Source organism: Ferdinandcohnia sp. QZ13 (assembly GCF_031324165.1).
Classification (GTDB): Bacteria; Bacillota; Bacilli; order Bacillales; family Bacillaceae_L; genus Ferdinandcohnia.
Window position 1 is genome coordinate 304,093 of record NZ_JAVIVW010000015.1, and the last position, 13,229, is coordinate 317,321.

Below are 13,229 nucleotides of genomic sequence, written 5' to 3' on the forward strand. Positions count from 1 at the left end.
AGCACGTTCTGTCAGCGCTCATCTTTTGCTTGTCGCAGATAGGAAGGCGCCTTGCGTTTTTCTTATTTAAGCAAAGCTTTCGCCTTTTTTGGATAATCTGTGATGATTGCAGAACATCCGAAATCAATAAATTGTTTCATCTTCTTTTCATCATTTACGGTAAACGGACGAACCGCAATACCATTCCGCTTCGACTCTTCAATTATCTCTTTATTAATCGTTTGATGATACGGATGGATGCCGTTTGTACGCAGACGTTTTGCGTATTTCCATGGCTCGTAAAGACCCTCCATATATAAAATAGCCAAATCAATTGTCCTCGATAAGCGTCTGCATTTTACTAAACTGTAATGATTAAAGCTTGATAGCACAATTCGATCTTCCATTCTGTAGTCATGGATCATCTTTAAGGTTTTCTCCTCTATGCCCCTATAAGAAACTAATCCAGTCTTAAATTCAACGTTGATAAGCAGTTGGTTTGATTTTGCCCAATCAAACACCTCATCAAGGGTTGGAATGCTGCAAGTTCCGTACTTATCCTTAAATTTATAGCTTACATCCATTTTTTTGAGTTGGTTTAATGTATAATCTTTAACCCATCCCTTATTTTCTCCATTTGTTGTTCGGTTAACGGTTTCATCGTGGATGACAACAATAACACCGTCTTTCGTCATTTGAATATCTAATTCAATGCCATCAGCACCAACTCTTTCCGCTTCTTTAAATGAGATCATTGTGTTTTCCGGATGTGTTCCAGCCGAACCTCTATGCCCAAAAATTTTCGTACTCATCATTGATATTCTCCTTTTTTTGGTATACTTCCATTATAGAATAATTTCCATAAATGGATATCGTAAAAACACCGCCTTCATTGAAAGCGGTGTTTTTTGCTTATATGACGAGTAATAAGTTCGAATAAATTTACTTCTTACCCTCTCAAGAGGCTTTGTGTTCGAGACGAAGTTTATCAGCGACCATCGCGATGAATTCAGAATTTGTAGGCTTTGCTTTCGACATGCTCACTGTATAACCAAAAAGATTAGAAATAGAGTCAATATTTCCTCGGCTCCAAGCAACTTCAATGGCATGACGAATTGCACGCTCTACGCGGCTTGCAGTGGTATTAAATTTCTTCGCAATATCTGGATAAAGAACCTTTGTGATTGAGCCCAATAATTCGATATCATTGTATACCATTGAGATTGCTTCCCTTAAGTATAGATATCCTTTTATATGTGCTGGAACTCCAATTTCGTGAATAATACTTGTAATGCTCGCGTCTAAATTTTTCGGACTATTTTCCTGCTGTGAACGAACAAGCTGATTTGATGGATTACGTTTAACAATCGGAGCAGCCTTTCCGCTAACTTGACGAATTCGACTCGCAAGATTTTCCATATCAAAAGGCTTTAGAATAAAGTATGCAGCTCCTAAATCGACAGCCTTTTTCGTCACATCCTCCTGACCAAAAGCAGTTAACATAATAACATTAGGCTGTTTTTCAAGATTTGAATCACGTAGTTTTTCTAGTACTGCTAATCCATCTAGGTGAGGCATAATAATATCTAAAACGAGAACATCTGGCTGTTTATCTTGAAGCATATTAAGGCAATCTTGACCATTATAGGCAACACCTAAGACTTCGATATCATCTTGGCTAGATAAATATTCATCAAGTAAATTAACCAGTTCCCTGTTATCATCAACCACACAAACTGTTATTTTTTTCACTCTGTTTCCTCCTCAAGCTAAAATCCGCAAAAATTTGTCTATATATTCTTATTCTAAAGAAAGATTTCGACAATGCAATAAGAATTCCTTTATTTTTTTAAAAAAATAGGAAAAATTTATTGAAAAATAATTTATTCTCCATTATACTTAAATATTCGACTAAATACGCCATAAATTATTTATAAAATTTAGGTTTTGTCGAAAAATCTTTGTTTTGATTTCATTATATAATCTCATTTAACTTTTGGCGATAGAAAATGTTAGTCCAAAAAGAAAAGCGAGCATATTAGCTCGCTTTTTTCTGTTCCTTCTTATAAATATCAATACCCGCTTCACTTAACATCCATTCAATATGGACACCATATCCGCTTGTCGGATCATTTACGAATACATGTGTAACTGCACCAATCAATTTGCCATCTTGGATGATTGGGCTACCGCTCATACCTTGAACGATACCACCTGTTTTTTCTAAGAGGCGTTTATCCGTTATTTTAACAACCATTCCTTTTGTAGCAGGAATTTTTTGAGGAACAGCACTTACAATTTCTATGTCAAATTCCTCAACTTTATCATTTTCCACGACTGTTAAAATCTTTGCAGGTCCCGGTTTAACTTGATGTGAAAGCGCAATTGGTAGCGGCTTATCCATAATGCCGTTATTCACTTGTTTGTTTAATTCACCAAAGATCCCAAAGGGACTATTGCGTTTAATGTTCCCTATGATTTCCTTATCTGCTGAAAAACGTGCTAGCTTTTCGCCTGGATCACCATTACTTCCTTTTTCAATGGAGGTTACAGTTGATCTTACAATCTGTCCATCGGATACCACGATCGGCTCTTTCGTATCCATATCGGAGATAACATGGCCTAACGCCCCATATTTTTTTGTTTCTGGGTGGTAGAAAGTCATTGTTCCGATACCAGCAGCTGAATCACGGATATACAGTCCTATTCGATATGCCTCATCATTTTTATCCTTTAGTGGCATAAGTTTCGTCTTAATATCCTCGTTGTCTCGGACAATTACTAAGTCTAACGGTTCACCTGTCTTACCAGATTCTTGAACAAATGGTCCAACATCACTCATTTTATCAATTTTTTTACCGTTAATTTCTTTAATGATGTCACCCACCTGTACTCCAGCAATTTCACCTGGGGACTTTTTACCATCCTCTGTTTCAATTTGGTGGTGACCAACAACCAGCACACCTAGCGTATTCAGTTTCACCCCTATTGATTGCCCACCAGGTATCACTCTAAAATCTGATAAAACATTAACATTTACTTTTTTGACTGGAATACCTGCGAACTCAACCATCATCTCTCCTTCACCGCTTTCTTTTGCAGCAACAGAGATTTGTTGATCATCGGTAGCCGATGAAAAGGCATAACTCGAATCTTGAATCGTTGTCGTGACTGGTAATGTAGATTGAACTGTGAAATCTTGGCCTTCAAACAAAGTAAGGTGTTTAGGAATTTCTATATATTCTTTTAGTGGCTTGGAAAACCCTAAAGCCATTATTGAAACAAGGAGAAATGTACCAATTAAATATCTAATTTTATCTGTTTTCATTTATTTTTCACTCTCCTCGCTCCTATCCCATACCATAACATGAATCAAATGCGCCTTAGCGTAAATGCCGCCCGATTTTTTTTAGGCCCATACGAGATGGGTCACAAAGACGTTGCCACAGTAAGTGGGGCGTTCTTAGTCTTTGATCTTACGTTTCGTAAAATTTCATTTGAAAAATCGTGGCATCCGCCGGAGGCTTAAACCCGACTGAATAAAAGTTATGGCTACATTCTATAATTTGACCTTTCAGAGCAACATTTATAACTGCTATGAGATTAAAAAAGCTACCCAATTTGGATAGCATTACAAATAAAAATCGCTCTTAACTTTGTATAAAGCTACTCATTCTTCACATCCATCCCGAGTTGGCCTGGCCTATTCAATGATTTACCATTTGACGTGTAAGTTTGCTTTCCTTTGCAAGGCTTAATAATTCTTTTGCATGCTCTTTCGTTAAATCTGTGATTTCAACTCCGGAAATCATACGGCTAATCTCTTTGATTTTTTCGGTTTCATCTAGGGAAGTAACTGAGGTTGTAGTTCTTCCTTGAATAGTTTCCTTTGTAATAAATAAATGGGTATCAGACATTGCCGCAACCTGTGGAAGGTGGGAAATACAAAGTACCTGGGAGTTTACAGAAATACCATAGATTTTTTCTGCAATTGCTTGAGCAACGCGGCCACTTACACCAGTATCTACTTCATCAAATATGATGGAAGTAACACCTTGATGTTTTGAGAATATACTCTTAATCGCCAGCATAATCCTAGAGAGTTCTCCCCCTGAAGCAATTTTTGCCAAAGGCTTGAGTGGTTCACCAGGATTTGTAGAAATATAAAATTCAATATCATCTTTCCCATTTAGAGTGAATTTAATAGGTGTATCTTCAAAAAATTTAATATCGAATTTTGCTTTTTCCATATACAGGTCTTTCAATTCCTGTGTTATTTTACCAATAAGCTCTTTTGCTAGCTTTTTTCGAATCTGTGAAACATTTTCGGACTCAAGCTTCACATCTTCTAAAATAGATTCGAGTTCTTCTTTTAGCTTTCCAATATGTTGCTCACGGTTTTGAATAGTGTCGATTTCATCCTCAATCTTAGCAGCATATTCGAGAATTTCCTCAACTGATTGTCCATATTTCCGCTTTAACTGTGCAATTTCATTCAAACGACCTTCAATAAAATCGAGTCTTGCTGGGTCAAACTCTAATTTATCTAATTGATCTCGGATTTTATAAGAAATTTCCTCTAACAAATAAAAGCTATTAGAGATTGTCTCATGAATGCTCTTTAATTCTTTATCAATATCCATTACAGCTTCGGCTTGATTCATGGCTAGCCCCACCCAATCAAGACCTTTTTGGTCTCCATATAGAGCGTTATAGCTATTTTGAAGTGATTTAAAGATCTTTTCGTAATTTGAAATCTTATTTCTTTCTTCTGTTAGTACCACATCTTCATTAGGCTTCAGATTCGCTTTTCCAATCTCATTTAATTGAAATTGGATTAAATCAAGACGATGGGCCAACTCTTGCTCATTTTCATTAAAGCTTTTTAAGCGTTGCTTCACATTTAAAAAATCCTTATATACGGCTAGGTATTCCTGTAATGCCTGTTTAAGCGTATCTCCACCGTATTGGTCAAGCATATAGATATGTTGTTCCTGATTCATCAAATCCTGATGTTCATGCTGTCCATGAATGTCGATTAATGTTCTGCCAAATTCACGAAGAATGGAAATGGTCACGAGTTTCCCATTAATTCTACAGACACTTTTTCCTGATTTGGAAATATCTCTTCGTAAAACAACCATTCCCTCGCTAATTTCAATACCAAATTCCATAGCTTTTGTGTAACAGGGATGATTGTCATCTTCAATCAAAAAGAGACCCTCAATTTCTGCACGTTCTTCGCCATATCGTACAAATTCAACGGAACCTCTACCACCGACCAATAAATGAATGGCATCAATGATGATGGATTTCCCCGCTCCTGTTTCACCTGTCAAAACTGTTAAACCTTTTTCTAATGAAATCGAAAGAGATTCAATAATGGCGAAATTCTTTATTGATAGTTCTGCTAACAATTCCTACACCTCCTCTTCCACTGTCTCGCGTCATAGCATGTCTAGGAATCGATTTGAGACCGTCTCTGTTTGCTCTGGCGTTTTGCAAATAATTAAGATGGTATCATCTCCACATATTGTTCCTAAAATTTCTTCCCAATCCAAATGATCAATTAAAGCACCAATAGCATTTGCATTCCCCGGTAAAGTTTTCATCACAAGCATATGCCCTGCCGAATCAATTTTTACGAAAGCATCCATTAATGAACGTTTAAGTTTTTGAAGCGGGTTGAATCGTTGGTCAGCAGGTAAACTGTATTTATAACGACCATCAATCATAGGCACCTTCACTAAATGAAGTTCTTTAATGTCACGGGATACAGTCGCTTGGGTAATGTTGTACCCCTCGCTTTTTAAAATATCTACAATCTCATCTTGTGTTTCTATATCATGGCTCGTGATAATTTCACGAATTTTAATATGTCTTTGCCCCTTATTCATACTGAATTCCTCTCACTTTCACAAACGTGGATTATTACCTCCTATGTTAGCCGATTCTGACAAGATTGTACATTTTTTTTAACAATTTTCGTGTTAACACTACGTATGGACTAAATATTCTCCACGAAGAAAAAGGACAGCACAGTGGCTATCCCGTTTTTTATCATTTATCGGATTTTAAGTTAGAATGTGCATTTTCGACAACCTCTTGTTCAGATACAGGTAGTTTGTTTTCACCGATTTCTGCAGATCCATTCCAGCGTAAATGAAGTAAAAATTCGATATTTCCTTCCCCACCTGTGATTGGTGAGAAAGATAAATTGATGCAATCATACCCTTCCTTCAAGGAAAATTCAATAATATGCATTAGCACCGCCTCATGGGTCTTCGGATCACGTACAATCCCTTTTTTACCAACTTGCTCTTTTCCCGCTTCAAATTGTGGTTTTACAAGAGCTACAACATCACTATTCGGTACAAGAAGTGTTTTTAAAACAGGTAAAATCAGCCTCAACGAGATAAAGGAGACATCAATTGTAGCAAACTCCGGTAAACCACTTTGAAGGTCAGCTGGCGTTACATACCTGAAGTTGGTTCTTTCCATGACGACTACGCGTTCATCCTGTCGTAGCTTCCATGCTAACTGGTTATACCCTACGTCTAGCGCATATGATTTTTTCACGCCATTTTGGAGGGCGCAATCCGTAAAGCCACCAGTTGAAGAGCCAACATCAATCATGATTTTATCTTTTATATTCAAATCAAAATCTTTTATGGCTTTCTCAAGCTTCAAGCCACCTCGACTAACATAAGGTATAACATTTCCTTTAATGGTAAGTGGTAAATCAATTTCTACTTTTTCCCCTGGCTTATCAAGTCGTTCTTCATTAGAATAAACGAGACCAGCCATGATTGTGCGTTTTGCCTTTTCTCTCGTTTCGATTAAGCCACGTTCAACTAATAAAACATCGAGTCTCTCTTTTTTTGTACCCATGTTCTACACTCTTTTCTTCTTAGGTACGAGCTTTTGAATACGTTCCACTACATTCTCAGTTGTCATTCCAATTTCACGAAGTAGTTCGTTCACGCTGCCATGCTCAATAAATTGATCAGGAATACCCATACGATCAATTTTCGCATTTTGATATTCATGGTCATTGGCAAATTCAAGAACTGCACTACCAAATCCGCCCATCAACACAGATTCCTCAATAGTTAATACAGGAAGATTTGAACCTAAAATTTGATGCATCATATCATCATCAAGGGGTTTTATAAAGCGTGCATTTACAACCCTTACAGAAATATCTTCTTTTTCAAGTAACTCTGCAGCCTCAAGTGCCATAGGTATGGTTGTCCCAAACGTTAAAATTACAGCATCTGTGCCAGGTTTTAGAATCTCCCATGAACCAATCGGAATAAGCTTAAGATCCTCATCCATTTCGACTCCAAGACCATTTCCCCTTGCATATCTTAAGGCAATTGGACCGTCATCATAATGAATTGCCGTATTCACCATATGCTGACCTTCGTTCTCGTCCTTTGGCATCATAATAACCATATTAGGAATATGTCTTAAAAAGGCAATATCGAATACACCTTGATGTGTCTCTCCATCAGCTCCTACTAAACCAGAACGATCGATTCCAATGAATACATTCAAATTTTGACGGCACACATCGTGCACAACCTGGTCATATGCCCTTTGTAAAAAGGTCGAATATATAGCAAGAAACGGCTTCATACCTTGCGTAGCTAGTCCAGCAGCCATCGTAGTTGCATGCTGTTCCGCAATTCCTACATCATACATACGCTCAGGAAATTCATTTGCAAATTTTTCAAGCTTAGAACCTACAGGCATTGCAGGGGTAATCGCGACAATTCGCTTATCATCTTTCGCAAGCTTCCGCACGGTCTCACTAATGACTGCACTCCAAGCAGGTGGTGCATTTTCAGGTTTAACGAAATCACCTGTTTCAATTTTATAAGGTCCTGTACCATGCCACGTACCCACTTTGTCTGTTTCAGCCGGGGTGTAGCCTTTTCCTTTTTTCGTAATGACATGAACTAATACTGGGCCCTTCGTTTTCTTTGCGTATTCAAGGGTTTCAAATAAATCCTCAAAATTATGTCCATCAATCGGGCCTAAGTATGTAAATCCTAGTTCCTCGAAAAAGACTCCAGATACAAGTAGATATTTAAGACTATCTTTTACACGCTCTGCAGTTGCCGCAAGCTTTCCACCTACAGCTGGAATTCTCTTGAGTAAAAGCTCAAGCTCATCTTTTACCCAATTATATTTTCCTGCAGTACGCAATCTCGCAAGGACATGGTGAAGGGCACCCACATTTGGCGCAATTGACATTTCATTGTCATTTAGAATCACAATCATGTCTTTCTTTTCATGTCCAATATGATTTAACGCTTCCAATGCCATTCCACCAGTTAAGGCACCATCGCCAATGATAGGGATGACAAATTCCTTGGTTCCTTTTACATCTCGGGCAACAGCCATTCCCATAGCCGCGGAAAGACTTGTTGAGCTATGTCCAGTTTCCCAAACGTCATGCTCACTTTCAATACGCTTCGGAAACCCACATAGCCCTTTATATTGACGCAATGTATCAAATTCACAAGCCCGTCCAGTCAATATTTTATGTACATAGGACTGGTGACCAACATCCCAAATCAATTTATCCTTTGGGCTGTCAAACTCCCTATGTAATGCAATTGTTAATTCAACAACACCAAGGTTAGGGCCAATATGTCCACCAGTCTTTGATAGTTTTTCTATTAAAAATTGACGGATTTCCTGACTTAATTTATCCAATTCAGCTATTGACATATTTTTAAGGAACTTAGGGTCTTTAATACTTAGAAGATCCAAAGGTTTCACTCACTTTCATTTACTATTCAGCAGTCATATACATTAAAGCTAAAATACTTGTTCAAAAAGGAGGATAAAAAGGACCACGCCGGCTAAAAGCGCCACGTCCTGTGGCGTCGCCGGCACTAGCACATCCTGTGCGTCGAAAGTTCAAGGCGGCGAAGCTTTGAGTAGCGGAACGTATGTTGTTAATACGTGAGAGCAACTGAAAAGCAAGCCAACGAGCTTCCACAGGATGTGGTGACTTCGACGTTCGACACAGGAAGTGTCGGTAGTTAGTCGAAGTTCCTCTGACGCTGTGTCATTTTTACCGGACTTTTTGAACATCCGCTAAAAGTATATTTAATGATCTCTAGATGCGATTAGATTACACATATAGTCTAGTATATCATGTTTCATATCAACACTATATAAAAACCGTTTTGCTTCATCTATATGAAAGGTTAATTTTTCCTTTGCACCCTCAAGCGTTAATAAAGCAGGATATGTATTTTTATGATTACCTGTATCACTGCCGACCGGTTTCCCAAGAACTACTTCTGTGCCTTCAATATCTAAAATATCATCTCGAATTTGAAAGGCTAAGCCTAAATGATGCGCAAATTGTGTAAGCTTCTCAAGCTGCTCACTAGTAGCATCTGCAAGAATTGCTCCTGCAATAACACTATACGCTAATAATTTTCCAGTTTTATGGCGATGGATGTATTCAAGTTCTTCTAGATTCAAGACAGCTCCTTCGCCTTTCATATCAGCAACCTGTCCCCCTACCATTCCTTCAGGTCCTGAAGCTTTGGCTAACTCAGTAATGAGTAATAGCTTTTTTTCAGGGGATATTTGGTCTTTCATGGTCTCAGAAATGATCTGAAAACTATAAGTTAATAGGGCGTCCCCTGCTAAAATCGCAATTGCTTCTCCAAACACTTTATGATTGGTAGGCTTTCCCCTGCGAAGATCATCATCATCCATACTTGGAAGATCATCATGAATAAGAGAATATGTATGAATCATTTCAATTGCACACGCAGTCGGTATTCCAATACCTTCATCTTTCCCAAAGGAATGAAGCGTGCCCAATAGCAATAATGGCCGAATCCGTTTCCCACCTGCTTCAAGAGAATAGTGCATAGCATCCTTGATAATGTTCGGAGCTGATAAATGTGAAATATACGTTGGGAGCTGTTCTTCAATATTTTTCTTTTGATTGTCTAAAAATTGCTCTACCTCAGTTAGTCCCACTATTATTCTTCCTCCTGAATCGTAAACGGCTCGAGTTCGCCATCTTCACGCAAAATTTGCTCCATTTGCTTTTCAACATGCTGAAGCTTGTCATGACAAAGCTTTGAAAGCTTCATTCCATCTTGGAAATAAGTGATTGCTTTTTCTAAAGGGACATCCCCTTCTTCAAGTCGTTCAACAATTTGTTCAAGTTGCTCCATTGCTTCCTCAAAGGTTAATACCTTCTCTTCACTCATTTATTGTCTCTCCTCTGTTTCAATTACTTCACAGTCAAGGGTACCGTCCGTAAGTTTTACCTTGATTAAATTCCCCGATTCAACCTGCTTTACACTTTTCACTAAATGTTGTTCCTGGTCATATACGAGACTATAGCCACGATCCATAATTTTTAATGGACTTAATGCTTCAAGCTTAGCTACTTTTGATGAAAAAGCATATTGCTTTTGTTTTAGAATTTGTTTAAATTCTTTTACAAGCATTTTCGTATTAAGATCCTGCTTTTGTCTTGCTTGAATAAGCTTTTCACTTGGGTGGTTATGTTGCAGCCTAAGCTTTACCTTTTGAAATGCCTCTTGCTTACGAGAAATAGCCATAACCGCTTCTCTTTCTAAACGTTCTACTAAGCGGTCAAGCTGTTGCTCTTTTTGTTCATAGAGATTTTTTGGAAAACGAAAAGCATATGACTTTTTCAAGGTATCTAATCGTTTTGAATCATTTATCAGTTTTTCCTTCATAGCACGTAATAAACGTGTATGTCTCACTAGTAAACGTTCTGATAGCTCGGCCATGTGCGGAACAGCCAACTCAGCAGCTCCGGTTGGTGTAGGTGCACGTAAATCTGCAACAAAATCGGCAATCGTAATATCTGTTTCATGTCCTACTGCTGAAATAACCGGTACCTTTGACTGAAAAATCGCACGTGCTACAATTTCCTCATTAAAAGCCCAAAGCTCTTCAATCGAGCCACCACCACGTCCAACAATAAGAACATCAATTTCCCCAAAATCATTTGCTTTTTGAATAGCTTGTACGACGGATGGTCCTGCATTTACTCCTTGAACTAAAGCAGGAAAAACAATAACTTTTGCAATTGGAAATCGACGTCTTATTGTTGTGATTATATCCCGGATTGCTGCACCAGTTGGTGATGTAACAATGCCAATATAATGCGGGATATTAGGGATGGGCTTTTTATACTTTTGCGAAAAAAGCCCTTCTGCCTCTAGTCGCTTTTTCATTTCCTCATAGGCTAAGTATAAATTCCCGATGCCGTCTGGCTGCATTTCTTTTACATAGAGCTGATAATTTCCGTTCGATTCAAAAACTGTTACCTCGCCGCGAAGTAATACTTTCATCCCGTTTTCTGGAGTAAACTTCAAATCACGGTTATAACCAGCAAACATAACCGTTTGAATTCGCGCTTGTCCATCCTTAATCGTAAAATACATATGCCCGCGACTATGTGCTTTAAAATTTGAGATTTCTCCCTTCACCCAAATATCCTGGAGGTGAGGGTCAGCATCGAATTTCCGTTTAATATACTTGGTTAAAGCTGTTACAGTTAAATAACGATTCTGATCCATTATAACTAATCCCTACTTCCTTGAAAGAAGGGCAACATTCTTTGCTGATTGAACGGTATTATGCAGAAGCATAGTAATTGTCATTGGACCTACTCCACCTGGAACTGGTGTAATATAACTTGCTTTTTCCTTTGCATCATCGAACACAACGTCACCAACAAGCTTTCCAGTGGATTCAAGACGGTTTACGCCAACATCGATTACAACTGCGCCTTCTTTAATATAGTCACCAGGAATAAAATTCGCCTTACCAACAGCTGCAACTAAAATATCAGCTTGAAGGGTCATTTCTTTTAGGTTTGTTGTTCTTGAATGGCAATAAGTCACTGTAGCATTTTCTTTAAGGAAGAGTTGACCAACAGGCTTTCCGACAATATTACTTCTTCCAACCACTACAACATGTTTACCCTCAATTGAAATTTGCTTGGATTTCACCATTTCAATGATTCCAAACGGCGTGCATGGAAGAAAAGCATCTTGTCCAGTCATCATTCGGCCAATGTTTATCGGGTGGAAACCATCGACATCTTTTTCAGGTAAGATTCTCTCGATAACAGCTGTTTCATTAATTGAGTTTGGCAATGGTAATTGAACAAGAATTCCATGGATAGACGGATCTTGATTTAAGCGGTCAATTTCCCCAAGTAAAAATTCTTCTGTGATTGTTTCCGGATATTCGAGCATTAGGGAATGGATACCTGTTTCCTTACATGCTTTATCTTTCCCTTTTACATAGGATCTTGAAGCAGGGTCATTACCCACCAATAATACAGCTAAGCCTGGAACAATTCCTTGCTGAGATAACTTTTGTACTTCTAATGCGATTTCATTACGTTTTGATTGCGCTAATTCTTTCCCACTAATAATCTCTGCTGCCAATTTTCAACTCTCCCTTGTTATCCATTCGACTATTTTGAAATTCTATTTTTCAAATGCTCATTTCTAAAAGATTGTTGCTTTTAAAACATAGGGTGATTTCTGCTCCTGGTACTCGCTTTCCGCGGGCGATCCGCAAGCCTCCTCGCTTCACTGCGGGGTCTCGCTTGGCTCGCTATTCCCGCAGGACGTTGAGTTTGCTTCCTTGAAACTTCACCGCACGAAGAAAATGCCTGCATTTTCGAGGATCTCGTACCATCCGCCGAAATCACAGGAAGGTCAATCATTATTATTTTCTTTAGCACAGTCTTATCCAAAAAGAACAAAGTTTGCGAAAACAGCCTTTTCAAAACACAAAGTAATGGTTACTTCACTAATGAATCCTTTATTTTTGATAAGATTGCATTGACGAAACGACTAGAGCTATCATCCCCAAATTCTTTAGCAAGCTCAATTGCCTCATCAATACTAACCTTTACAGGGATTTCTTCCAGGTATTTCATTTCAAAGACAGCAATTCGCAAAATCGAGCGATCTACATTTGCAAGTCTTTCGAGATTCCATTTTTCAAGATGCCCTCGTAATAAGTCATCAATTTCTTCCTTATGTTCGACAACTCCATGAACGAGTTGCTCCAAAAAAGGATCTAAAGACTCTTCTTCCAGTACACTTTCAATCGCTTCCTTTGGCTCACTTCCACTTACATCAATCTGAAATAACGATTGTAAAGCCTTTTGTCGTGCTGTACGTCTTTTCATTCTATTTCTCCTT

Annotated in this window: 12 protein-coding genes; all 12 read right to left on the reverse strand. The window is 38.3% G+C overall.

Features of this window, described 5'->3' with window-relative positions:
- Positions 1-62: 62 nt before the first annotated feature.
- Positions 63-791 (reverse strand): glycerophosphodiester phosphodiesterase, encoded by a 729-nt coding sequence (locus tag RGU12_RS15215; protein WP_309536835.1) that lies wholly within the window; start codon positions 789-791, stop codon positions 63-65.
- A 145-nt stretch (positions 792-936) separates the two neighbouring features.
- Complete coding sequence (spo0A, locus tag RGU12_RS15220) at positions 937-1,731, reverse strand: sporulation transcription factor Spo0A (protein WP_309536836.1); 795 nt, start codon at positions 1,729-1,731, stop codon at positions 937-939.
- Between the two features lie 286 nt (positions 1,732-2,017).
- The gene (spoIVB, locus tag RGU12_RS15225; RefSeq protein WP_309536837.1) at positions 2,018-3,307 is read right to left on the reverse strand and encodes a SpoIVB peptidase; all 1,290 of its coding nucleotides are present in this window, start codon (positions 3,305-3,307) and stop codon (positions 2,018-2,020) included.
- Between the two features lie 379 nt (positions 3,308-3,686).
- The gene (gene recN, locus RGU12_RS15230; RefSeq protein WP_309536838.1) at positions 3,687-5,396 is read right to left on the reverse strand and encodes a DNA repair protein RecN; all 1,710 of its coding nucleotides are present in this window, start codon (positions 5,394-5,396) and stop codon (positions 3,687-3,689) included.
- 30 nt (positions 5,397-5,426) lie between these two features.
- Positions 5,427-5,876 (reverse strand): transcriptional regulator AhrC/ArgR, encoded by a 450-nt coding sequence (gene ahrC, locus RGU12_RS15235; RefSeq protein WP_116352511.1) that lies wholly within the window; start codon positions 5,874-5,876, stop codon positions 5,427-5,429.
- A gap of 163 nt (positions 5,877-6,039) precedes the next feature.
- Complete coding sequence (locus tag RGU12_RS15240) at positions 6,040-6,870, reverse strand: TlyA family RNA methyltransferase (RefSeq protein ID WP_309536839.1); 831 nt, start codon at positions 6,868-6,870, stop codon at positions 6,040-6,042.
- 3 nt (positions 6,871-6,873) lie between these two features.
- Positions 6,874-8,763 carry a 1-deoxy-D-xylulose-5-phosphate synthase gene (dxs, locus tag RGU12_RS15245; RefSeq protein ID WP_309536840.1) on the reverse strand — a complete coding sequence of 630 codons (1,890 nt, stop codon included), beginning with the start codon at positions 8,761-8,763 and terminating at the stop codon, positions 6,874-6,876.
- A 342-nt stretch (positions 8,764-9,105) separates the two neighbouring features.
- Positions 9,106-9,999, reverse strand: a complete 894-nt coding sequence (locus RGU12_RS15250) for a polyprenyl synthetase family protein (protein ID WP_309536841.1) — start codon at positions 9,997-9,999, stop codon at positions 9,106-9,108.
- 2 nt (positions 10,000-10,001) lie between these two features.
- Complete coding sequence (locus RGU12_RS15255) at positions 10,002-10,235, reverse strand: exodeoxyribonuclease VII small subunit (protein ID WP_116352515.1); 234 nt, start codon at positions 10,233-10,235, stop codon at positions 10,002-10,004.
- Positions 10,236-11,582, reverse strand: a complete 1,347-nt coding sequence (gene xseA, locus RGU12_RS15260) for an exodeoxyribonuclease VII large subunit (RefSeq protein ID WP_309536842.1) — start codon at positions 11,580-11,582, stop codon at positions 10,236-10,238.
- Positions 11,583-11,594: 12 nt separating this feature from the next.
- Complete coding sequence (gene folD / locus RGU12_RS15265; protein WP_309536843.1) at positions 11,595-12,461, reverse strand: bifunctional methylenetetrahydrofolate dehydrogenase/methenyltetrahydrofolate cyclohydrolase FolD; 867 nt, start codon at positions 12,459-12,461, stop codon at positions 11,595-11,597.
- 362 nt (positions 12,462-12,823) lie between these two features.
- Complete coding sequence (nusB, locus tag RGU12_RS15270) at positions 12,824-13,216, reverse strand: transcription antitermination factor NusB (protein WP_309536844.1); 393 nt, start codon at positions 13,214-13,216, stop codon at positions 12,824-12,826.
- Positions 13,217-13,229: the final 13 nt, after the last annotated feature.